Below are 22573 nucleotides of genomic sequence, written 5' to 3' on the forward strand. Positions count from 1 at the left end.
AAGTTTCTTAAAGCAGGTTTGGGCGGCAGCCCAATAAGGAAAGAAGGAGCGTGTGACTATGGCACTCATCGTGCAGAAGTTCGGCGGCACGTCCGTCCGGGACGCCGAACGCATCAACAACGTGGCGGACATCGTAACCTCAGCCTACAAAGAGGGCAACGATGTGGTGGTGGTAGTCTCTGCCCAGGGGGACACCACCGACGATTTCATCGAGAAGGCGGCGGAGATAAACGAGAAGCCCTCCAAGCGGGAGATGGATATGCTCCTTTCCGCCGGGGAACAGATTTCCGCTTCCCTTTTAGCCATGGCTATCGAGCGCATGGGATACCCAGTGGTGTCCCTTCTGGGCTGGCAGGCAGGGTTCGACACCACCTCCGATTACGGCAACGCCCGCATTAAGAAGGTGGACGCCGCCCGCATCAAGAAGGAAATCGACAAGCGGCGCATTGTGGTGGTGACAGGCTTCCAGGGCGTAAACCGCTATGGGGACATGACTACCCTGGGCCGGGGCGGCTCTGACACCAGCGCCGTGGCTATTGCGGCCACCATGCACGCCGACCTGTGCCAGATTTTCACAGACGTGGACGGCGTGTATACCGCTGACCCCCGGAAAATTCCCGGCGCCGTAAAGCTTCCCAGCATCTCCTACGACGAAATGCTGGAGCTTGCCACCCTGGGGGCGCAGGTGCTCCACAACCGTTCTGTGGAAATGGCGAAGAAATACAATATTGAGCTTGAGGTGCTTTCCAGCCTGACACGCAGCCGGGGCACCATCGTGAAGGAGGAAAGCAACGTGGAAAAAATGCTCATCAGCGGTGTGGCAAAGGATGACAATATTGCCCGCATCTCCATTATCGGCGTGCCGGATAAACCGGGCCTGGCCTTTAAAATCTTCTCCAAGCTGGCTTCAAAAGGCGTAAACGTAGACATTATCCTGCAGTCCATCGGCAGAAACGGCACCAAGGACATCAGCTTTACTGTGGAGAAAAACAAAATGGAGGACACCCTCACCCTCCTGCAGGACTACACCGAGCGCTGGGGCGCTTCCAGCATTGTGGCGGACGACAACGTATCCAAGGTGTCCATTGTGGGCGCGGGCATGGAAAGCCATCCCGGCGTGGCGGCGGAAATGTTCGAGGCCCTTTTCAGCCGCAGCGTGAACATCCAGATGATTTCCACCAGCGAAATCAAGATTTCCGTACTGGTTCACAAATCTGACAGCGACCGGGCTGTGGAGGCTATCCACCAGAAATTCTTTGAAAGCTAAGGCTGAAACGCAATGCCTCCGGGTTCTTAGGGACTCTGTCCCTAAGAACCCTGCAACCTTTGAAAAGGTTGACGAAACTTTCGTGTTTCACGCTTTGCTTTGAACATTCGTTTAGATATTCTTAAAGCACAAAAAAGGACGGGCGCATAAAGCGCCCGTCCTTTCTGTATGTAAAAATCTCTATTAATCCAGCGCACATGCCCTTACTGGTTATAGCAGTTCACCGCAACCACGCAGGCCTGGGCGCGGGTGGCAGTGCCTAAGGGGTCAAACTGGTTATCCCCCACGCCGTTGATAATGCCGGCCCCCCGGCAGGTATAAACCGCGTCTTTTGCCCAGGAGGCTATCTTTCCATCATCTGCAAAGGAGGCGTATATGTCCACAGGCCGCAGGCCCAGGAAGCGGTAAATCAACACGCACATTTCCTGGCGGCTGATAGAATCTGTGGGGCGGAACCCAGTGCCGTCCCCATTGGTAATACCTGTCTCGCTGGCCCACTGCACAGCCTTAGCATAATATGCGCTGGGGCTTACATCGGCAAAGGAGGTAACGCCGCTGTAGGCGTCCAGGTTCACCCCGGCAAGGTTTGCCAGCACCAGCACAAACTGCCCCCGCTGCACCCTGCTGTTCGGCTCAAATTTGTTCTCCCCCACGCCCTTGAAAAGCCCGTAGGTCACAGCCTGGTCGATGTTCCCGGCATACCAGTCGGCATAGGTGAAATCTGTGAAAACCGTACCGTTGGAAAGCACTGTGGATACGGCCGCAGGGCTTGCGGCCCCGTCCTTTATGGCAACAGCCTTATAGGTGCAGCCTGTCATATAGACCGGCCCCACGTAAGGGGTGCTGTCCTCTGTAGGCTCTGTGCCGTCAGTGGTGTAATAGATGTCGGCGTCCTCGTCTTTGCTGGTGATTGTAACAGAATAGCCGTCGCTTTCAATGACAGGGGCCTCCAGCTCTCCGCCGGGAACATTCCGTTTGGAGACAAACAGGCTGCAAACATAGCCGCTCTTTCCGGTGGCAGTGGTAACAGCATACCACAGGGAGGAGGTTTTCCCGCCGCTTGTGATTTCCATGCCCTCCACTTCTCCGGTTATCTTCAGCAGATCCCCCTTGTGCAGCACCCGCACAGCAGAAGACTGGGTGGTAGGCTCGGCCCGCAGGTTTACCCCTGTCCCGGTGATAATGCCGTTATAGGCGGGGTCATCCGGGTCGGGCTGCACGCCGTACACCAGATCATGGGTGTTGTCTTTGCCGCTGTAAAGGGTAGCCAGATGATCCGCCACAACAGAGGCAGGCACAAAGTCATTGCTCAGCATGGTTTCATCCACAGGCAGGTATTCCCCTGCCTCGTCTACCGCGTAGCCCTCGCTGTTAATGGTGAGGCCGTCAATCACCGTATCTGTGTCGTACTGGTAGCTTGTATAGTGGGTCATTTTCTGATCCATCTCATACCAGCCGTTGCTGGGATACAGCAGGCCGTTGTCCAGCAGGTGCCAGGCGTTCCAGTCCCGCCCGGGGGCATTGACCGGCAGCCTGCGCATGTTATAGGTATAATCGCTGTTGTCTGTCGCCATGCCCCCGCCGATATAAATGCCGATGTGGGAGTAAATCCCGGTTTCCGGCGCGTTATACTCCGGCATGGTCAGCAAAAGGCCATGGATGTTAGGCAGGCACTCGCTGATGGTGCCGTGGAACTTGCTGAGGTTCACGTGGCCAGTGCAGTTGCCCGCCGGATCCCGCATACCCATATCGGAAAAGTACGCGTAAATAAGCCCGGCGCAGTCAGAAACCCGGGTGCCGCCCACATACTCCCCCTTGCCGCCATACTGATATTTCCAGCCCTCCGCATGGGCCTTAATGCCATGCTCCGCAAGGCCAATGCCTGTGGCAGCACCTGCGGCCCGGGCCTTTGGGACAAAGGCCGGGGAAACAAGCATTGCCGCTGCCAGCAGAAGGCACAGCAGCTTCTGGAAAATATTTGCTTTTTGTTTGATTCCTGTCATAAAGGATCCCTCTCAATCATGAAAGGCGGGGTGAGGAGCAGGAAGCCCCGCCCGCGGTTTTTCTGTTTGAACTCCTCAAGCGCCGCATAAGGAGAAAACAATAGTTACAAAACGGTTACATTGTAACATATTTGCAATGGTTTTGCAAGGGAAAAGGAAAGAATTCACAGAGTATTCACTTTTTTGGAAGCTTTTTCCCCAAACGCCATAAAGAAACCCGCAAAGAAAAACGGCGGCCTGCCCCGGCTAAGCGAGGCCAAACCGCCGTACTAAGCTCCCCTTTGCGCCTGCGCCCGTTCCATAGCGGTTCAGTCCGCCAGGGCGCGGGCAAGCCATGCGTCTGCAATGTCCAGCGCCAGATACAGCCCGTCCTTTTCGCTGGTTTTCACAATCTGCTTGCGGGTGCGGATCTCAGGGTCTGTGTACATCAGCTGCACCACAACCTTGTCAGCCACCTCCAGATCCCCCACCTTTTTCTTGGACTTCACGTCCATCTTAATCACATATTTGTCCCGCATACTCCCGTAATAAATGGTGTCGCCGCTGCGCACCAGGGGCTTGCCCTTATAGGTGGGAAAGCCTTGCTTCTGCTGGCTCAAATAATCACCGCCTTCTCAAAATAAAAGTTAACATGATATCAGATGTTCTGCAGCCCTGATCATTCTCCCAGATACGAGCGCACCATGGCCTTTAAAAGCTCGTCGCGGTCAATGCGGCGCACAAGGCTGCGGGCGTTGTTGTGGGTGGTGATGTAAGTGGGATCTTCGCTGAGCAGATACCCCACGATTTGGCTGACGGGATTGTACCCCTTTTCTTTCAGGGCGTCATAAACCGTAAGCAAAATGCGCTTCATGTCCGCCTCCCGCACAGGATCCAGGGAGAAGGTGATGGTATTGTTGGAAAACTCATCCGGCATGGTAGCACCTCCAAATCAAAGGCTCAAATTCATATTCTCCTTTATTGTACAGGACTTTGCCTCCAATTGCAAGCTTTTTTTGCGCCAAAGCCCTGCCCAGCCCTGTTTTCCTCTTGGCAAAGCGCTTGAAATATGCTACAATTCAATTGTAGTATACGGTTCGTCAGAGTTTAAGAACCTGTACCGATAGGAACAGCTTCTAAAAAAGGTAAAGGGGTATGTCAGGATGGAAAAAAGAGAAACGTTTTCCTCGCGTCTTGGGTTTGTGCTCATCTCAGCGGGGTGTGCCATTGGTCTGGGAAATGTGTGGCGGTTCCCGTATATCACGGGCAAATACGGCGGCGGGGCCTTTGTCCTGCTGTACCTGGTGTTTTTGGCTATACTGGGCCTGCCCGTTATGGTCATGGAGCTTTCTGTAGGCCGGGCCAGCCAGCGGAGCATCGCTTTGTCCTTCCAGAAGCTGGAGCCAAAGGGGACAAAATGGCACTGGTACAGCTATATCGGCTTTGCCGGGAACTACCTGCTGATGATGTTCTATACCGTTATTGCCGGATGGCTTCTGCAATATTTTGTCCGCATGCTGCAGGGCAGCTTCACAGGCCTGGACGCACAAGGGGTGGCAGAGCAGTTCAACACCCTGATGGGCAGGCCGGGGATTATGACCCTTTACATGGCGGTGGTGGTATGTATTGGCATGGGGGTATGCCTCCAGGGCCTGCGCAACGGCGTGGAACGGGTGAACAAAATCATGATGGTCTGCCTGCTGGCGCTGATGGTGGTGCTGGCGGTGAATTCCGTCCTCCTGGAAGGGGCGGGGGAGGGCCTGCGGTTCTATCTCCAGCCCAATTTCCACAACCTGGTTTATGACGCGGAGGGCAACTGGATTCTGGGAGAAACTGTCTTTGCCGCCATGGGGCAGGCCTTTTTCACCCTGTCCCTGGGCATGGGTTCCATCGCCATCTTTGGCAGCTATATCGGCAAGGAGCACCGCCTCACCGGGGAAGCCCTGCGCATCAGCCTTTTAGACACCTGCGTGGCCTTCACCGCCGGGCTTATCATCTTCCCCGCCTGTTCCGCTTTCGGCGTATCCACGGGGGAAGGCCCGTCCCTGGTTTTCGTCACCCTGCCCAATATCTTCAACCATATGCCCTTAGGCAGGCTGTGGGGCGGGGCCTTCTTCCTGTTTTTGTCCTTTGCCGCCCTATCCACTGTCATCGCCGTTTTTGAGAACATCATCTCCTTCACCATGGATCGCTGGAAGCTGTCCCGGGACAAGGCTGTGCTGATAAACTTTGCCGGGGTGCTGCTGCTTTCCATGCCCTGCGTGCTGGGCTTCAACGCCTGGTCAGGCGTTACGGTGCTGGGGATGGATATATCCGGCCTGGAAGATTTCCTGGTGTCCCAAAACCTGCTGCCTCTAGGTTCCCTGCTCTATGTCCTGTTCTGCACCACCAGAAGAGGCTGGGGCTGGGAAAACTTCCTCCGCGAGGCCAACGAAGGAACGGGGATGCGCTTCCCCCGGGCCGTGCGGTTCTATGTCACGTATATCCTGCCTGTCATCGTCCTGTTCATCTTTATCATGGGATATTGGAACCAGTTCGGTAAAAAATAACAGCCTGTAAATAAAATCCCCCCCGGCTCCGCCGGGGGGGATTTTATTTACAGGTATAACCTTATGATACTAGCGCGTGTCTTCAAACAAATGGTATTCCCCAAAGAGAAACAATGGTAAAATAGAAGAATGAAACGACATGAAATGACAGAGGAACAGTGGAAAAAAGTGAAAGACCTGTTGCCGCCAGAAAAGCCAAAGCATGGAGGAAGGCCGGGAAAGGACAACCGGATGATGCTCAATGGGATATTGTACTGGCTGAATACAGGGATCCCATGGCGGAACCTGCCGGAGCGGTATGGCCTGTGGAAAAGTGTGTACACCCGGTTCCGGCGATGGAACTAGCACAATGGCTGTCCCTATCCGAGCCATTGCAAGCGCCCTGCAAACTATTGTCATCATCCTGGTGGGCCGTCATGGCCCGGAACCCCTACTGTCAGGAAATGATGGAAAACGGAGAGGAGGGCCGCTGATACGAAGCGCAACGGAAAAGACGGCAGTCAATCAATAATTGGCTTGCTTTACCATCCAAGCGCGTCCTTAGTGGCTTTATATCCGATGCTACAGCTCTTGCACATATTCTTGCGCTGGATGCTGCGTTTATTGCCGTTGTCGGTATACTTCTTGTGGCACACCGGGCAGCTGACGGTTGTGGACTATGAGCACACACAGAGCCAATAGGGCCTTCGCCACCGCCTTGCCCTGGAAAACGAACATGGCTACCAGCACCAGCATTGCCACCGGCACAAGGGCCAACACCACATTCGCCAGGTACTGCATGAGGCCGATAACCCCTCCGGCACCCAGAGAGGAGAGTCCGGTAAAAATTCCAATCAATCTCCTATAGTTCACCGCCACATGCGCCGCCAAAAGCAACACCGCCAGGGGAATATCTTTCTTTTTTGCAATGGGGAGATCGCTCATGATTTTATCCCTCCAGAACAAGTTAAGTGCGTTAATGTTCATTATACTTCAACCTGTTCAGGAAGTCAACCATGTTCTAATCTCAACAGAACATGGTTCTGCTAGTTGGTACGAATTGCCCTGCATAGGCCTCCTCCGGGCACAGGAGCATGGGCACCAGCCACTGGTGTTTGAGAACCACAAGCAAGATGGGCGATTTACAGGGCCGATGTCTGTGTCACCCACCATCTGCGCGGGAGCGGGCACAGGCGGCAATAACCTGCCCCTTGTGGCTGGTACGCTGGCTGTACGGGACTGCAAAGGCGCGGGCAATATCTACGCCGAACAAGGCAAGCTGGTGGTGAAGCCGCCCCGCCCCACCCGCAGGCTTACCCCAGGGGATTGCGAGTTGCTACCGGGATATCCCCTGAGGTGGACAGACCTGCCCGGCGCGTCGGACAGCGCCAGGTACCGGGCTTTGCCGAGTATGCCGGGAAAAACCTGAACCGCTCCGCGCAGAAGAAGCCGTCACTGTTAGGCCAGCTTTCCCACTTCAAGGAGATTGCAAAGAACCTGACGCGGGATACCGCCAAAAACCGGAAGAAAGGGGGCATTGAACTGTGAAACTGGATGTAAAGAAAATCCTGCCCCCCAACCTGCCTTGCGGAGCTGTTTTTCAACCACAGCGGAACAGAAACATTCCGCGACAAGCTTCTGAAAATGATACTTGCCGATAAGCAGGAATAAAACGGGAAACCGATTGTCCGTAAAAATCCATTCCACACAAAAATCGAAAGGAGCGATTGATACATGGCAAAGACCAAAGCCGAAAAAATCACGAGCATTGAGGAAGAAATCCGACAGCTTGAAAACAGGCGCAGACTGCCGCTACTTCCGGGAGGCCGTCCTCCCCCTTGACACGGCGCTGGAGGCCGCCCTGTCCGCCCAGGGGCCAGCCCCGAAAACCCGGCCCTGCCCCGTCTGCGGGCGGCCCGCTCTCCTGGACGGGCGGCGGCGCTACTGCTCCGAGGCTTGCGCCCGCGCCGCGCTCCGGGAACAGAAGCGGGCATCCGCAATATGAGTGCCTATATCCGCAAAATGGCCCTTAACGGCTATATCCTCCATGTTGACCTTTCCCCCGTCCAGAAGCTGGATATTTTGAATTTTTTTGCTTGCTAAAAAGGGGTTCGCGCTTTTTCAAAAGACGAATAAGTCGCCATCGATCAGTCCGTTTGGGCATAGAATACACCTCTTGCGAAAATGAAAATAGTGCGATAAAATAGAGGCATGAAATACGAAAAGCTAGCGGAATATTCAAACACAAAATTTCGGAGAATTACCGGGGTAAAGCGGACAACATTTGACAAGATGGTAGAAATTCTGCAAAAAGGATATGCGGAAAAGCACCGGCGCCGTGGGAGGACGCCAAAGCTGAGCATAGAGGATCTGCTGCTGGCCACCCTGGAATATCTGCGGGAATACCGTACCTATGCCCATATAGCGGCCAGTTATGGGATAGCGGAAAGTAATATCTACCGAGGAATCAAGTGGGTGGAAGACACGCTGATAAAGGATGGAACGTTTTCGCTGCCAGGACGGAAAGCGCCGCTGAAAAGTGATGCCGAGTATGAGGTGATTCTGGTTGACGCAACGGAATCGCCCATTGAACGACCAAAAAAAGCAAAAGCGATACTATTCCGGAAAGAAAAAGCGGCACACGCTGAAAACACAGATGCTTGTCAGCCTTCAAACCGGAGAAATCATTACACTGGCATTTTCTAACGGAAAGAGGCATGATTTTCAACTATTCAAGGATTCTCATGTCCATGTCAAGGCAGAAACGGTGTTGGAGGCGGATACCGGATACCAGGGGATTGCCCATATACACGCCAATTCTCTCCTGCCGAAAAAGCGTTCCAAGAATCATCCGTTGTCCAAACAAGAACGCAAAGATAACCGCAAGATTTCAAGGGAGCGTATCTTTGTTGAACACGCTATCCGCTTTGTCAAAAGGTTTCGCATTCTCTCTGAACGCTATCGCAACCGCAGGCATCGTTTCGCATTTCGCTTTTCTTTGATTGCTGGTATCTGCAATTTTGACCGTTTTGCCTAATTTCGCAAGAGGTCTAATTTAAATTGTTGGTACAGATGCAGGTTTAGTGTTTGCTTGGAAAATCGTGGTAGGTAAGAGTCTCCTCAATGTCACTCTCAATTTTTTTGGCAGTCTCCTTCAACTTCACAGTTTCATAGTGTGCAGCTCATCCACCACAGCTTTCGCCTTTTCACAAGCGGCCTTTTTGCTCTCCTGGGCATGGTTCACAAATTCTCTTTCCGGTCATCGCAATAAATCGCTCCTCCCCGCTGACCTTCTCGCAAGTCTCTATCGCAATTTTGCAGGATGATTACCGCGTCAAAGACATCATCGGCCCCAGCTCAGGGTAATGGAAATCCATTTGGAATCGTATGCCCAGATCCGGCGCAAACGGGGCGCTTGCCGGGCCTGTTCGGGGATTGGTTTCGGAAATATTTTGTGATCCCAGAGGTCAGCGGTTCTCAAGGTTCGGCTGCTTTGACGTAAAATCCTTATTTTGACGCCGCAGTCGACTGGGAAGGTTTCCTCATATTCCTGTAGGCCCAGTCGAAAAAGTAAGACGCGCTGTCAAATAAATGACGGTTCGTAAGGTATTCGTCAATCAATTCCTCAATTGTGAACGGCCGATAGCCATATAGACCCATTTCTTCCAATAATTTATCCGGGCCATTCTTGGACACGATACGAAAAAATCTCTTTGCGTCCTTATTCACCTTAGCCAAACGCCGGAGATATTCTATGCTGCGTTCAAAAATACCTTTTTTGTAGTATAGTACGGCTAAAGGGAGAAGCATTTGACTCTCTTCATATCCGTCATACTTTTTGTGGAGCGCAAGGGCACCGTCTTCATTTTCAAAATATGCATAGAGATGCATCAGCTCATAGCGAATGCCAAGGTTGTCATTTTCACAAAGCTCCAACAGTCTCTCGCCTTCGTTCACAGCTTTGCTCATCATCCCACACTGAATCAGTAATTCAAAATAGCTGTGTCGCAAACGCATATAGGGCCGAGTTTCAAGAATGCCCCAAAACTCCCCTATACCATCTCGAAAGTAACCCTCCCTCTCCATCAGAAAATCGCCCTTTTCAAGCAATGCAGAGAACGCGTCCAGTAGCTCTTCCGGCTTTTTTGCGCTCACCTCCGCTATCATACGGGAGGCATCCAGATTATCCGGTTCCAATTCCAGCGCCTTGGAAAGATATTCCAGTTTCTTCTTTTTCGCGGAAACGTTTTCAGCCAGTTCCATGTAATCGTCTGCGGTCTGCGGCTCCTCAAGAACATCATTGGGCTGCAGTGACGCATTATATTCCTCCATGAACCGTTGCGCCAGATCATTTTCACTTACGCCATTGCGTAATTCATCTTGATGCTCCATCATGTACTTTGTCAATTGTTTCAAGACTTTTTCGGTTTCTCTGCTCATAATGGTCCTCCCATATTCTATTTTTGTCGATTGCGATGCACATTCTAGCTCAACAAAAGCTGACATGGAGTTTAGATGTCTGTCAATATTGCGTGGCCTTGCACCTGAAATAAGAATCTATGTGCATTCGGGAAGGCCGCCCAAATCAGAACCCGCACCCATTTAACCCGAAAGGGCGGCGACTGCTGTTTCCATCTCCACCGAAACCCACAAGGATGTACCCTATGTTTTCTATATTACCACACATTCTCTGATTGCACAACTAGGGCTTGTTTGAAAATAGAGGGAATGACGGATTTTTGGCCAGAAAGGAACAATTTCAAGAAGAAAACCGCAAGTCAATCTCGTGATTGACAAGGATTTTCGACGTAGAAGGTGGCCTCTTATGGCAAAAAAGACGACGTTTTCGATTTTTCAAACAAGCCCTAGTCTAGCAAAAAGCTAACCCAGCCAACAGCATTCAAGTGCGGAACGACAACCTGGTTTTCGCGATTCTCCCCATCCAGGGAGAAATTGAGTATCACAACGAGTGCCAGTCATGGAAGTGACCCGCTTGCGGCCCCTGTGAGGGCCGTGTCAGGCGAACTGGGGCCGTTCTCGAAGAAAAGAAAGCACGAGAGCAGTCCCAAAACGCCGTTTTGAGGCATTTGTGGCGATGTGTGAGGGGCGTCTGGTTTCACCCCCGGCAGCAGCACAAATCCTCCGTGAGCAACCGCACCAACCTGTTGCAGGAATATGCACTGAAATGAAAGATAATCCGGTCAGAGAGGGCGGAGAAAGCATGATCGAAAAACAAGCAGAAACAAGCCGCAGATAAGATGGGAAATTTTATGGACAAGGTCATGTGAAAGAAGGTCAAGCAAGCAAAAACGGCTGGAACTTCCTACCCGGAGGTATCCAGCTGTTTCCATTTATTTCCGCATGTGGGGTGAGCGAGCGCCAGTGGCGCTCATGTGCGAACCGACCGAGCCGGCAGGCGAGACCGGGGTGTGGGTCAAGACAAAAAGAGAGGAATCCCAGGCAGAGCCAGCACAAAAAGCAAACTGAAACTTCATCCGCAATATCCACACGGGGTAGTGTCAAGAGTTTTTCGCAAAATAGTAAGCAGGTTCTGTGGGAAAGAAGTCAGCCAGCGATAGAGACACCTTCCAGGCTTGCCTCTAAGTGCTTCATATTCATGTACCTCTTACTGCCCCACTGAGTACCGGCTACATGGCGCAGCCTGGCACAGACCAGCATGAGGGCGGAGTTTCCGTCCGGGAAACAGCCCACCACACGGGTGCGGCGGCGGATTTCCCTGTTAAGCCGTTCAATGACATTATTGGTGCGGATGCGCGTCCAGTGTTCGCTGGGAAAATCGCAGTAGGTAAGCGTCTCTTCGATGCCATCTTCTACCTTCTTGGCGGCTTCTTTCAGTTTCATGGAACGAAGTTCCTCTACAACTGCTTTCGCCTTCTCCCGGGCGGCTTTTTTGCTCTCCTGAGCATGGATCGCCAAAGTTTGCGAAGCAAATCTTTTGAGCATCTCTTGGCTACCAGCTTTACCTTGGAGCGAGGTGTTACCGAGAACACATTGCGGTAAAAGCGGACCGTACAGCGCTGGTACTTGGCCTCCGGGAACACTTCTCCCACAGCCTCCAGCATCCCCAGGCACTTGTCCCCAACCACCAGCTTGACCCCGTCCAGACCGCGGCCACGCAGCCATTGGAAGAAGCTGGCCCAACTGGCCTTGTCCTCCTTCATCCCCTCGGCGGCACCCAAAACCTCACGGTATCCATCCTCATTTACCGCAATTGCCACCAAGATTGCCACATTTTCATACTCTCCGCCCCAGTTCCGCCGCAGATAGATCCCGTCCACATAAATGTAGGGATATCTGCCGCCCTGCAAGGGCCGATTCCGCCAATCCTCGATATGGACGTAGGCTTTCTTGTTCAGTTCGCTGATGGTGGCCGGAGATACCTTGCTGCCCCACAGCGCCTCGGTGATATCCTCCACCCGCCGGACTGACACCCCAGCCAAATACATCTCGATAAGCGCTTCCTCCACACTGCTCTCCCGTCGGCGGTACCGCTCGATAATGGCAGTCTCAAAAGAGATCCCCTTGAGTTTGGGCACCTTCAGGGTGACATCACCGGAAGTCGTGGTGAGATTACGGCTGTAGTGGCCGCTGCGGTACCCCTGCCGCTGCTCATTGCGCTCGTACCGCGCCGCCTGGGTCAACTTCTCTACCTCTGCCTCTGCCTCCAGCAGCTCGTTCAGCGTTTCCTCCACGCTGCCTCGCACAAGTTCCTTGATCTGACACTTGATTACTTCCTCGTTTAGCTGTACAATCTTCTCAGACATGGTTTGCTGTCTCCTTTCGGAATGGTGTGTGGTAACTTCATTCTACCAGAATTCTGCAAACTATGTCTCTTTTCCTTTTTGCGAAACTTATTCTACCTTATCTATCCCGTTCAGTTCCATGTGAATCTCCTTTCTCCTGAAAATGGGTACAAAAAAGGACATCCACCTGAATAAAAGATGAAATGTCCTTTGGCATGTACGCTATTCAATTTTATATACAAAGCAGTTTGCCGCTGTTACGCCGCTTTCTGCAAGTGTCTCCGTGTTACATTTCCGTCCTGAAATATAAGCATAGCATTTAACTTAGTACTTTTATCAACAGTCCCTTCGAATATAGAATCAAGTATCTTCGCACTAGTGTACCAACCAGATTACTTTCAGTTAAATAACGCAGAATGAATTTTCAGTCTGTAAGGCAGATTTCCGACGGCGTAGCGGTGGCTACGTCTGGGAAATCTAACGCTGCAGATGGAAATTCAGACAAGATATTTTGCGAAATGTAATATGGTCAGTACACTAGCACATAGTACCTTATGTAAAATAACACTGCCCAAAATTAGAATCACTTTTATTAATGTATGAACTATTGCTTTTAAATTATAGTATATATTTCACTAAAAATTATACCTTGGTTTTAAAACAGCAATAGCAAATGCTTCTTCAAAAAGTAAATCTCTTTGTTCATAATCAGTACATAATATAACTCCCACTTCAAATTCTGAGAATTTTTCTTTCCAGTTTTTTTTGATATTCTTTTTTAAACTTTTTCCAATTATTTTTGACTTTATCATCTGTAATTTCGCACACTTTACACTTGAAAGACTTTGTCCCCTCATCAGAGGGTCTAATGTACTGCTTAAGTCTTTTCCCTAAGGATTGTAAGGCAAGACCACCAACACCAACATATACAATTTCCCGAGTTTTTTTTCTCTGAAAAAATATAGCCCTTTAGATTTTTTATCATTTATTATTTTTTTGAAATATTCACTTTCCTAATTATATAATTTAATATCATTTAAGATTTTCTGTTTTATGCTTTTATTCTTTATATCACAATACAAAAATGTAAATTCAACGTATTGATGTTTCAATATAGCAAATCAGGAGGGCATAAAATGGCGTATTTTGATAGTGTAAAGTAGTCTGCCGCTGCCACGTTATTTTTTGCTGGTATCTCCGTGTTACATTCCAATCTGGTAATGGAACGATGGGGATAACTGTCAAGTCGATTTTTCCAAATAAATAACAGATATATCTAATCACATCTGCTCTTTACACTATACCTATATAACACACCCATGAGAAATCAATTTTTGCTGTTTATCTGTCAGACTACTATAATTCAAAACTTCTAAATCAGATTTAAGATAATTGCACATGTAACTACGAATAATACTTTTTTTATCTATATATTTAAATTTAAATTTTGAATTATCAAACGAATTTCCATCAAAAAAACCACTAATAAATCGCTCATCATTATTGCCACTATGCAGTAATTCATCAATAACAAACAAACCAGAAAAATCTAATGTTCTTAATTGTTCTTGAAGTTCATTGACAAAATCAAAAGGAGAATCACTGGTTTTCATAATAACTAGGAGTTTTATTTCTTTATTATCAAGATTTACAATATCAAAATTATTCATATGTATTCTCCTTTCTTGGTTTTACTACTTATTCATAATATTCATCAATAAGCGATAATGTTCTTTTAATTAAATCGTGTGCTCTTCCTACATCAAGCAAATCTGTTGTGTCCAAAGGTGCTGTAGGGTCATCCCAATGAGATAATTTATTTCGGTTACTATTAAAGAAAGTATAACAATTCCCTATATATTTCACTTGTTCTGTAGTAGCTTTCCCATATCTGTCAGAACATAACCTATATTTTGCCCCTACTTTCTCAAACATATCATAGCCATTTACTTTTATATATTTCCAATCAGGAATAATCTCCAAATTCAAAAGAATCGTTTTTAAATGACCATCTATTGCTCTGATTACTGGTTGAGCCAAATATGTGCCATCAAACATATTCCCATCTAGTTTTAAATTATAAACTGCCTGATGCAATGTCTTTGACATTTTTGCTGGCAATTTATCATAAGCATTCGGCATATAATATTGAATTTTTGAACAAATTTCATCTTTATCGATATTAATTTTGTATGTATCATTGTATATCTGTGGGATTTTCTCAATTTCTACTAATTCAGTCACATATGACAAAATTGTTGAAAAAAGCTGTTTGGGTTTTCCTTGCATAACAAGTTTATTTCCCTTGTTATAATAATTTATCACTATTTTATCCTTATTGCCTAATTTTAATAAAACACAACGCCCATATGCAATACTTTTTTCTTCCTTCTGAATATTATTTGTTCCAAATTCTTCCTCTAACAAAATCAATATAGTTTCTAAATCTGACCACGAGATATTATCAACGGTAAACCAAAAATCTCCTTTTTTAATTTTAGGAATACCCTTTCCATTCGTCAATGCTGCTTTAGCTAATTTATCAACCTCTTCATTATATTTATTCCCTGTATGTGCAGCGATTTTTTTGAAAGAAATATTAAGCTTATCACTATTCTCTTTCATGAAATCCGCATACTTCTTTGTCAAACTGTTTTTGGCTTTCCACTCGCCAGTAGCCCATTTCTCTATACCTAAATAATCATAGCATATCTCTATTGCAGAATATCCATTTTTATCACACCATTTTATAGCAAACATTGCTCCGAGCATCTCTCCCGTGACGTTTCGCAACGCTATTGAATCAGGATTATCTCCATTTCCAGACTCCCGAACGACCTCACCATTAGGAGTAATTATAATACAACCAAATGCATACTTACCAATATCTGCATCAAAACTACCATCAACATATGCAATAATCTGATTTTCTAAACATTCTTCCCTTTTTTCAAAAGAACTATTCAACTCGCTCTTCTCTATCCCAGATAAATATTCATTTGCTTCTTCCTCTGTAAAAAAGCCCTGGTATTCTGCCCCTGGATACCCATTAACTGAATCTCTGCACTCATCCCAACTTCTAAAAATCCCAACTAATTTTCCTTTTCTTACCGCATATATCTTTTTCTTCGCCATTACTTTCCTCCAAAGTGATTTATTATAGCAAGTATTCCCTTATGTGTCAACACTTCCATACTCTAATCGTATAATTAAACGTTACTATTTATAGCTTCTAGTCGATTATGGGAATGGTATTTGCACATTTAAGCAACAGGCAGACATCTTTTTTCAAGATAATTATATTTCATATCTGTAAATAGCTCAACAAATTTATAAATTATTCATAGATCAATCTCTCTGTCTTTTTCTGCTCATCAATCACATTTTCTCCAACAATCTTCCTAGCAACGCTTGACAAAGGTAAACACACCATTGAATAGGGCGCTAGGAATTAGAAATCAGATTTTCCACTCAAACGACACACGGTCAGCCGTGGCGTGGACCTGGGAGAGAATAATGTCGGCCACCTGCCGCCGGTCGTCGAAGTCGATGTTGTCCCAATTCCCCAGGTGGGAGGACAGGTATTCAATCTTTTGCGGGGAGACGCTTTCAGCGTTCAGCGCGGCGATCTCCTTTATCAGCCCTTGACGGCGGGCGTCCAGCTCCTCGATCTTCCCGTTGGCGTAGGACATCAAAACCGCGCTGGCCCCGGTCAGGGTGTTCAGCAGCTTTTCAATCTCGTCCTCCACCTGGGCCAGCTCCACATTCAGAGCGGTCAGCTTGGGGTTGACTGTTTCGGCCTTGGCGGTCAACGTCTGAAACTCGGAGAGCTTATGTACCATGGCCTCATAGACAAACTGCTCAAACTCCGCCGTCCGAAGCGTCCCGCAGCCCTCGCAGCTCATATTGTCCGCCCGCTTGGTACAATAGAGGTATTGGGTCCCCGCCCGGTTGCCCAGGCTTTTCAGCGCCCGTCCACAGTGGCCGCACTTCATCTTTCCGGCCAGCCAGGTATTTTTCGGTTTGCGCCCACCCTGGAATGTGATGTTCGCCATCAGCTTTTTCCTGCACCGCAGCCAGGTATCGGCGGGAACAATGCCCTCGCTGGGGGCCAGTACAAGGATCTGATTTTTCAGTTCCTTGTTTTTTCGTTCCTGCACATCCCGGCCCTGGTAGAGATAGCAGCCGTTGGTCCCGGCGAAGTCCGCCGCCTCGTTCACCACCACGGCCCCCTGCCCCTTGAAGAACTCGTACAGCTCCAGGTCCGCCTGGGCGTAAATGGGGTTGCGGAGCATTTGAGAAATGAAGCCCCGGCGCAGCTCCTTGTCATACACCAGTATGCCCTCCTGGGCGAAGTACCGGGCAATATCTCCGAATGACGTGGACGGCTCGGCGTACATTTCAAACATCAACCGGGCGATATTTGCCGTGTCGGGGTCCGGAATCATCATTTTCGTGCGGATACCCTGGATGGTGGTGGGCTCCAGCTTGAAGCCGTAGGGGGCCGCGCCGCTCATGTGGAAACCACGCTGGCAACGGGAATAGTAGGCGTCCGTTACCCGCTTCTGGATTGTTTCCCGTTCAAGCTGGGCAAACACAATGCAGATATTCAGCATAGCCCGGCCCATGGGGGTGGAAGTATCAAACTTTTCCGTAGAGGAAACGAACTCCACGTTGTATTGCTGGAACAGCTCCATCATAGTGGCGAAGTCCAGAATAGAACGGCTGATACGGTCCAGCTTGTAAACTACCACCCGGCGGATCAGGCCCCGCTTGATGTCAGCCATAAGCTCCTGGAAGCGGGGGCGGTCCGTGTTCTTACCGGAAAACCCCTTGTCCTTGTAGTCCTTGAAATTCCCTCCCCGCAGTTCGTACTTGCAAAACTCGATTTGACTTTCAATGCTGATACTGTCTTTACGGTCCACAGACTGTCTCGTGTAGATAGCGTCAATGCGATTTTCCATTGTCGGCTCCTTTCCGTGTCGGAATGGAGCTGTCAACCTTTACAAGTATATTATACCAAAGACAGCCCCAAATCACAAGGATGTGGGGGAACGCAGAAAGACAGCACCCGAAAAAGTGCTGCCTTTCAACCTTGCTCCACATCTGGTCACGGTGTCCAGAGGCCAGCAGGGATCAATCCATTTCGATCTATAATTGATAAATGCTTGCGCCGTATTTGCCACGCACCCCGGCACAGGGGAGCATCCCAGGCCGCCGGCGGCTCCGGCTGTCATAGCTCCGCAGGATTGCGAAGCTCCCCCGCAAGTCCATGGGAGGGCGTGAGCAAGTTTCATTGTCCCCCGCGCTGTCGTCGCGCCCGGCTTGCCAGGGCCGGGTCAAAGGCTTGCGTTAATCGCTCGACCCGCTTTTGTCACCTCCTCAAGCGGGCTGTCCTGGCGGCGCGCCTTTCGTCGCTCATCACACGGGTTTTGTGCCTGGAATACTGTATATTCAGTTGTCCTCAAAAAGCGTATAAGCCTCCTTACCTATCAGGCGGTTTTTAGGCGATTTCGGATACCCCTCAATGAAAATTTTTCAAAAGTTCAGAGAGATTTTTCAGGCCCCGGCGGATACTGTCGCAAACGGCACTCCCCTCCACATTTTCGGCCCTGGCAATCTCGGACTTCTTCTTGCCCAAGATATAATGGGCATACACTCTCCGGGCCTGGATGGGCGGGAGCTGGTCAAGAGCGGCGTAGAGGACAGAACGGTTTTCCTCGTCCAGAATGATTTCCTCCGGGGTCAGGGGCGGGAACATCACATCCGGCTCAAAGCCGGGGTCAGCGTCCAGGGAGCACTCGTCATGCTCCCGCTTGCGCCGCTTGTAGCTGTCGCACATACGGCCTCCAATGGAGAGGGTCACGGCGATCTCCTCCGATACTTCCAGGGTGATGCACTCGGTCAGGTGGGGGTAGTAGTTATTCAATTTGATGGTCGTCATATGTAACCTCCATTTCGATACGGGGCGGAAAGGGACAGATCGAAATGGAGGGGCGGGGAGCGGCAGCGGGCCTCTGGACACGGTGTCCAGAAGCACCGCCTGGATAGAAAAACGCCCGCATAGCGCAAGGCTATACGGACGTACCGGGGCGACAGGATATTACAATTTTCGCAGTTATGGCCAGGGCTTCCCTTTAGAGAGGGTGGGCTTTTTTTGACAGCAAACTATAAGAAAAGGACATGACGATACCTCCCGGATACCGCCGTGTCCTTAAAAATGGGCGACTTTAACACACCCTCCGTTTTCCATTTTTTCAAAAGAAAGCGGCGGCTTTGAAATTTGTTATTTCAAAACCGCTGCAAGGCTCTTATTTTCTGTTTAGGGCGCACCAGTTTTCAGCCGCCAAAACAACGGTTTTTTTATTATGCCGTGTTTGCTCGGTTGAAAGCTCAGGTCAATCTTCCCAAAACACCTTGCCCTCGTCAATCAGGTCGAGGATTTTTGCCCATTCTTCCGGGGTATGTTTACGCTCGTCATCGTGGCTGACTGAAAGCAAAGTAGTATTTGCTACATTGGCGGGGGCGTTCAAATCTTCGGGTTCCTCTCCAAGTTCATAATTGAGCGCACCATCCATGTCCATATACTTTTCAGGAATTACGGTTTCATTTTTATCCTGATTTCCAGTTACGCCGGGCGGTACAGCATTGATATTATCACGCACCAATGCTGCGTCATCATAGGCCGGATTTGTCAGCTCAGAGGGAATATTGCTCGTATTGTCAGTAGCCGTAGCAATAGCGGAGGTTGCAAAGGCAGTAGTTACACCGACAACCAAGGCCAGGGCCAGAGCGAGCGAGAAAATTGATGCCTTTTTGAATTTCATAATTGCTGTTATCCTTTCTTCTATCGCATTTTTGTTGAAATTGTTGCACAGTGGAGCAAAGCCGCTTTTTGTTTCTTCCATGCTGATCAGCGCCCGCGCATAAGCCGCCTTTGTTGTTTCCCCGAAAAGGCGGACAACCGCCTCATCGCAGGATAGCTCAATATCCCGGTTAGCAAGAATATACATCACCCAAACCAAGGGGTTGAACCAATGCACACACAGCGCCGCAATCAACACCAATTTTGTGATGCTGTCAAAACGCCGGATATGCACATACTCATGCGCCAAAACATATTGCAACTTTGTGTTTTCCCAATCAGTGGATATGGGCATTAAAATCACGGGACGGAATACGCCGTAAGTCAGCGGAGCAGAAAACCGGCTGGACTGTCGAATAGAAATCGGACGTTTCAGTTGGTGGGCGTTCAGCCAGTTTTTGATGAAGTCGTTTTTCACCGGCAGGGAAGTTTGAAATTCCTGTCGGCACTTCCAATACGCTACTACAAAAACCATAGCGCAGATCAGTGTACCAGCGGCCCAAACAGCTCCCCAAATAGAAACGGTACTTGTGGTATTGCCAATATCACCGGGCATAGTAGCCATTTGCCCTATCGTATCAATCGGCAATACCTTGTCAATCTGTGGGACTTTTGTTGCGGCAATCCCGGAAGTTTGACTGCCTATCAGCGAATATACGCTGAACGTGGAGGGGAGTGAGAACGGGAGCAACAGCCGCGCAACCGCTATCCCCCAAAGTGCCAGGAAAGTCTTTTTGGGCAGTAAGCTGATCGCCAGGGCGCGTATGATGGTGATTGCCAAAATCATCACGGCCCCCGCAAAGCTCATTTGCAATAGGCTCATTTGCACCACCTCATTCCAAATCCCCAACAATCTGTTTCAGCTTTTCAATTTGCTCGGCACTCAGTTTTTTTCGCCCCAGCAAAGCCGCGAACAGCTTGTCGGCAGAGCCGTCATATACCCTGTCAATCAGCTCGTTTGTTTCCGCCTCCTGTACTTCCGCCTGCGGTACAAGCGCATGACATATGAAACCGGGTTCGGAGCGTTCAATAGCCCCCTTTTTAATGCAACGCTTAATCAGGGTATAGGTGGTATTTACATTCCAGCCCAATTCCTCGGTCAGCAGTTTGGCGATATGTTTCGCGGGAACGTCGCCATCGCGCCAAAGGACGGACATCACTTTCAGTTCAGAAGCAAACAGCTTAATGTCCATTTGGTAACACCTCCTTTTTAAGACTGTGGTAGTGGCTACGCTCATATACTACCACAGTCTTAATTGCTTGTCAATACTACTTTGGTCTTAAAAATAAAATTTGGATAAACCTTGTGAATGGTTATCACACGCTAAAAGCACTACTCCATTTTTGCACCGTTTCCGGAGGACGCGCTAAACGGCAAGCAGGGCGAGTGTCAACACACTCACCATTTTCGCCTTGCGAAAATGCTTGTTGAGGTTGCACCCCAAACCCGCCGGAGGCCTCTGGACACCGTGTCCAGAGGCCTCCCTGTCTGTGGCCCGTCGCTTTGCTCCTGGGCCTTACGCGCTTACAGCGCAACCACTTCCGAAAGCCTCTCCAGCAGTTCGGAAAGCGGCCCCCATAAGTCCGCATAATCTTTTTGCAGGGCCTTGATTTCATCCGGGTAAACCCCGCCGTTGATATTCGCTCGGACCGCGATTTGATTGAGGTTATTCGCACACCGCCTTTGCAGAGAAACAATGTCTTTGACGGGAGCGAGGTCAACGTGGAGCACATAGCCGTTGAGGGCCATTTTCCGCACATAGGCTGAAAGGTTGCGGATACCCACATCCGCCATGCGCTCCTGGATTTTTGCCCGTTCATCTGGAGACAGCCAAACATGGAGCAGCGTGTTCCGAACACGTTTCTTTCCCACAACCACAGTTGACGGACTTTGGGGGCTGCAAAACGTTGATTTTTTACCGTTCATAGATACCTCCCATAAATTCAAATTGTTGACAGTATCCCGATAAATCGGGCCTGGGGAATGATACTATACCAGCCCCTATGAAACCAAGGCCGGAAACCCTTGCGGGGCAAGGCGTTGAAATTGCCAATTGTCCACATATCAGCCGTGGAAAGATAGCGATTTGAGAAGAAGCGGTTCGACCCTATCCCCCCGCCCTTTCCCTATCCAGGGAAAGGGGGCGGCTCTGGAGGATATATCCCCCGTCGCGCCTTGGGAGGTAGCACAACCGGGACAGCCAGTCAAGGGTGCGGAGCACCGCCGCGCAGCGGCGGCTTTGCCCTTGACAGGCAGCCCCGGCTGTGCTATGGGTGGCGCGGCGACGGGGGATAAATCCGGCAGAGCCTCCGTGGACGGAACGGAGAAAACGGGCGGGAGCGCTTCTGGTCACGGTGTCCAGAACGCATACAAAAACACCGCTTCGTTTTTAGCGAAAGCAGTGTTTTGCGTAAGGTTGACAGCCCATTATGTTATTAGTTTCTGTTTCCCCTTGTCAAGAGAAGATAATATACTTTAACTAATTTTTTATATACAAAGCAGTTTGCCGCTGTTACGCCGCTTTCTGCGAGTGTCTCTGTGTTACATTCCCATCTGAAAAAGGATGGATGCGCACGAATTCCGCGTGTGTCCAGACGGCTGATTCTATGGAGTCCAGCTCCGCTTTTTCCGGGAGAGCCGCAAAGAATTCTTTCACCTGCCAATATATTTCGCTGGGCAGGGGTGGCTTGTGGCTGGTGCCGCTGATGCGCACTTCCAAATTCCGGTACACGCCGCCCACCTGGATATTCTCCATCAGCCGGGCGTGGATCTCCTTCATGATGGACTCGTCCAACGGCTTGCCAGCTGCCACGCACTCCTTTATATATGAGAATGCGCGGGCATGGTTGGTGACCTCGTAAATCTCCCGCAAGGTCTTGCCGCCTATGGATAGGCCGTCCTCCAGAATGGCCTTGGTCTGAATGAGCGTCAGGGTATTGCCCTCGATGGCGGTGGAGTTGTGGGTGTATTCAATTTCAAAGGCCCGGTCGAATTTGTCCAGGACGTCACCGGGGATTCCTGAGAGCAGCCTGTGAAGCCGCTCCCGCTTTTCATAAAGCCGCCCATGATCCACGCGTCCACCTCCATCAGCCGTTTTGCTTATTATACCACTGCCTGTTGTGGAAATCTACCTTTTTTTGAAAGAGTCAGAGCATCTGCATCCCGC

The 22573-nt window shown here is 49.7% G+C and carries 18 protein-coding genes and 6 pseudogenes; 8 read left to right on the top strand and 16 right to left on the bottom strand.

From position 1 onward, the window contains the following. Nucleotides 1-58 precede the first annotated feature (58 nt). A complete protein-coding gene (locus VSQ30_RS11940; protein WP_334464288.1) occupies nt 59-1267 on the top strand; it encodes an aspartate kinase in 1209 nt (402 codons plus the stop codon). A 203-nt stretch (nt 1268-1470) separates the two neighbouring features. Here VSQ30_RS11940 and VSQ30_RS11945 read toward each other — a convergent pair whose 3' ends face one another. The 3 genes from VSQ30_RS11945 to VSQ30_RS11955 form a co-directional block, all read right to left on the bottom strand. Continuing rightward, nucleotides 1471-3270 carry an S-layer homology domain-containing protein gene (locus tag VSQ30_RS11945; protein WP_334464289.1) on the bottom strand — a complete coding sequence of 600 codons (1800 nt, stop codon included), beginning with the start codon at nt 3268-3270 and terminating at the stop codon, nt 1471-1473. Between the two features lie 308 nt (nt 3271-3578). After that, nucleotides 3579-3869, bottom strand: coding sequence for a hypothetical protein (locus VSQ30_RS11950; RefSeq protein WP_334464291.1), 291 nt, complete (start codon nt 3867-3869; stop codon nt 3579-3581). A 59-nt stretch (nt 3870-3928) separates the two neighbouring features. Further along, complete coding sequence (locus tag VSQ30_RS11955) at nt 3929-4186, bottom strand: IreB family regulatory phosphoprotein (RefSeq protein ID WP_160641487.1); 258 nt, start codon at nt 4184-4186, stop codon at nt 3929-3931. Between the two features lie 226 nt (nt 4187-4412). Between VSQ30_RS11955 and VSQ30_RS11960 the strand changes: the two genes are divergently transcribed. Together VSQ30_RS11960 and VSQ30_RS11965 are read left to right on the top strand one after the other, a co-directional pair. Continuing rightward, on the top strand, nt 4413-5798 hold the full coding sequence (locus VSQ30_RS11960) for a sodium-dependent transporter (RefSeq protein WP_334464293.1): 1386 nt from the start codon (nt 4413-4415) through the stop codon (nt 5796-5798). Between the two features lie 144 nt (nt 5799-5942). Then, nucleotides 5943-6137, top strand: a pseudogene (locus VSQ30_RS11965) (transposase); the annotation flags it as partial. 261 nt (nt 6138-6398) lie between these two features. On the opposite strand, the gene VSQ30_RS11970 reads toward VSQ30_RS11965, so the two are convergent. Continuing rightward, complete coding sequence (locus VSQ30_RS11970; RefSeq protein ID WP_334464296.1) at nt 6399-6764, bottom strand: hypothetical protein; 366 nt, start codon at nt 6762-6764, stop codon at nt 6399-6401. Between the two features lie 85 nt (nt 6765-6849). Here VSQ30_RS11970 and VSQ30_RS11975 point away from each other — a divergent pair. From VSQ30_RS11975 to VSQ30_RS11995, 5 genes and pseudogenes are all read left to right on the top strand, one after another. Then, nucleotides 6850-7182 (top strand): annotated as a pseudogene (locus VSQ30_RS11975) (hypothetical protein); the annotation flags it as partial. 173 nt (nt 7183-7355) lie between these two features. Continuing rightward, nucleotides 7356-7448, top strand: a pseudogene (locus tag VSQ30_RS11980) (TnpW family protein); the annotation flags it as partial. 118 nt (nt 7449-7566) lie between these two features. Further along, nucleotides 7567-7782 carry a cysteine-rich VLP protein gene (locus VSQ30_RS11985; RefSeq protein ID WP_502876242.1) on the top strand — a complete coding sequence of 72 codons (216 nt, stop codon included), beginning with the start codon at nt 7567-7569 and terminating at the stop codon, nt 7780-7782. Then, a pseudogene (locus VSQ30_RS11990) lies at nt 7722-7853 on the top strand (plasmid mobilization relaxosome protein MobC); the annotation flags it as partial. The gene VSQ30_RS11985 and the pseudogene VSQ30_RS11990, both read left to right, overlap by 61 nt. Nucleotides 7854-7988: 135 nt before the next feature. Next, a protein-coding gene (locus VSQ30_RS11995) for an IS5 family transposase (RefSeq protein ID WP_334464299.1) occupies nt 7989-8814 on the top strand; the annotation gives its coding sequence in 2 pieces (ribosomal slippage) (nt 7989-8377 and nt 8376-8814; 828 coding nt in all). A gap of 46 nt (nt 8815-8860) precedes the next feature. Here VSQ30_RS11995 and VSQ30_RS12000 read toward each other — a convergent pair. The 12 genes and pseudogenes from VSQ30_RS12000 to VSQ30_RS12055 form a co-directional block, all read right to left on the bottom strand. Next, nucleotides 8861-9015, bottom strand: a pseudogene (locus VSQ30_RS12000) (IS256 family transposase); the annotation flags it as partial. A gap of 269 nt (nt 9016-9284) precedes the next feature. Next, nucleotides 9285-10217 (bottom strand): tetratricopeptide repeat protein, encoded by a 933-nt coding sequence (locus tag VSQ30_RS12005; RefSeq protein ID WP_334464300.1) that lies wholly within the window; start codon nt 10215-10217, stop codon nt 9285-9287. A gap of 1125 nt (nt 10218-11342) precedes the next feature. Beyond that, nucleotides 11343-12562: pseudogene (locus tag VSQ30_RS12010) on the bottom strand (IS256 family transposase). A gap of 614 nt (nt 12563-13176) precedes the next feature. Next, nucleotides 13177-13353 carry a hypothetical protein gene (locus VSQ30_RS12015; protein ID WP_334464302.1) on the bottom strand — a complete coding sequence of 59 codons (177 nt, stop codon included), beginning with the start codon at nt 13351-13353 and terminating at the stop codon, nt 13177-13179. Nucleotides 13354-13845: 492 nt separating this feature from the next. Continuing rightward, a complete protein-coding gene (locus tag VSQ30_RS12020; RefSeq protein WP_334464304.1) occupies nt 13846-14211 on the bottom strand; it encodes a type II toxin-antitoxin system RnlB family antitoxin in 366 nt (121 codons plus the stop codon). A gap of 28 nt (nt 14212-14239) precedes the next feature. Next, complete coding sequence (locus VSQ30_RS12025; RefSeq protein WP_334464305.1) at nt 14240-15676, bottom strand: ribonuclease H1 domain-containing protein; 1437 nt, start codon at nt 15674-15676, stop codon at nt 14240-14242. 323 nt (nt 15677-15999) lie between these two features. Further along, complete coding sequence (locus VSQ30_RS12030) at nt 16000-17505, bottom strand: recombinase family protein (protein ID WP_334464306.1); 1506 nt, start codon at nt 17503-17505, stop codon at nt 16000-16002. A 560-nt stretch (nt 17506-18065) separates the two neighbouring features. Next, the gene (locus tag VSQ30_RS12035; RefSeq protein ID WP_160208267.1) at nt 18066-18485 is read right to left on the bottom strand and encodes an RNA polymerase sigma factor; all 420 of its coding nucleotides are present in this window, start codon (nt 18483-18485) and stop codon (nt 18066-18068) included. Nucleotides 18486-18939: 454 nt separating this feature from the next. Further along, on the bottom strand, nt 18940-20229 hold the full coding sequence (locus VSQ30_RS12040; RefSeq protein WP_334464310.1) for a M56 family metallopeptidase: 1290 nt from the start codon (nt 20227-20229) through the stop codon (nt 18940-18942). A gap of 10 nt (nt 20230-20239) precedes the next feature. Then, nucleotides 20240-20599 carry a BlaI/MecI/CopY family transcriptional regulator gene (locus tag VSQ30_RS12045; protein WP_016324176.1) on the bottom strand — a complete coding sequence of 120 codons (360 nt, stop codon included), beginning with the start codon at nt 20597-20599 and terminating at the stop codon, nt 20240-20242. A gap of 332 nt (nt 20600-20931) precedes the next feature. Then, nucleotides 20932-21279 carry a plasmid mobilization protein gene (locus VSQ30_RS12050; RefSeq protein ID WP_172538555.1) on the bottom strand — a complete coding sequence of 116 codons (348 nt, stop codon included), beginning with the start codon at nt 21277-21279 and terminating at the stop codon, nt 20932-20934. A 640-nt stretch (nt 21280-21919) separates the two neighbouring features. Next, nucleotides 21920-22480 (bottom strand): Fic family protein, encoded by a 561-nt coding sequence (locus VSQ30_RS12055; protein ID WP_334464312.1) that lies wholly within the window; start codon nt 22478-22480, stop codon nt 21920-21922. Between the last annotated feature and the right edge of the window lie 93 nt (nt 22481-22573).

The organism is Acutalibacter sp. JLR.KK004 (genome assembly GCF_036941085.1).
Taxonomy (GTDB): domain Bacteria; phylum Bacillota; class Clostridia; order Oscillospirales; family Acutalibacteraceae; genus Acutalibacter.

Coding starts and splice junctions, on each gene's coding strand:
- VSQ30_RS12015 (WP_334464302.1), bottom strand. CDS start 13,353: ATGATAAAGTCAAAAATAATTGGAAAAAGTTTAAAAAAGAATATCAAA.
- VSQ30_RS11940 (WP_334464288.1), top strand. CDS start 59: ATGGCACTCATCGTGCAGAAGTTCGGCGGCACGTCCGTCCGGGACGCC.
- VSQ30_RS11960 (WP_334464293.1), top strand. CDS start 4,413: ATGGAAAAAAGAGAAACGTTTTCCTCGCGTCTTGGGTTTGTGCTCATC.
- VSQ30_RS12045 (WP_016324176.1), bottom strand. CDS start 20,599: ATGGACATTAAGCTGTTTGCTTCTGAACTGAAAGTGATGTCCGTCCTT.
- VSQ30_RS12030 (WP_334464306.1), bottom strand. CDS start 17,505: ATGGAAAATCGCATTGACGCTATCTACACGAGACAGTCTGTGGACCGT.
- VSQ30_RS12020 (WP_334464304.1), bottom strand. CDS start 14,211: ATGAATAATTTTGATATTGTAAATCTTGATAATAAAGAAATAAAACTC.
- VSQ30_RS11945 (WP_334464289.1), bottom strand. CDS start 3,270: ATGACAGGAATCAAACAAAAAGCAAATATTTTCCAGAAGCTGCTGTGC.
- VSQ30_RS11955 (WP_160641487.1), bottom strand. CDS start 4,186: ATGCCGGATGAGTTTTCCAACAATACCATCACCTTCTCCCTGGATCCT.
- VSQ30_RS12035 (WP_160208267.1), bottom strand. CDS start 18,485: ATGACGACCATCAAATTGAATAACTACTACCCCCACCTGACCGAGTGC.
- VSQ30_RS12025 (WP_334464305.1), bottom strand. CDS start 15,676: ATGGCGAAGAAAAAGATATATGCGGTAAGAAAAGGAAAATTAGTTGGG.
- VSQ30_RS12005 (WP_334464300.1), bottom strand. CDS start 10,217: ATGAGCAGAGAAACCGAAAAAGTCTTGAAACAATTGACAAAGTACATG.
- VSQ30_RS11970 (WP_334464296.1), bottom strand. CDS start 6,764: ATGAACATTAACGCACTTAACTTGTTCTGGAGGGATAAAATCATGAGC.
- VSQ30_RS12040 (WP_334464310.1), bottom strand. CDS start 20,229: ATGAGCCTATTGCAAATGAGCTTTGCGGGGGCCGTGATGATTTTGGCA.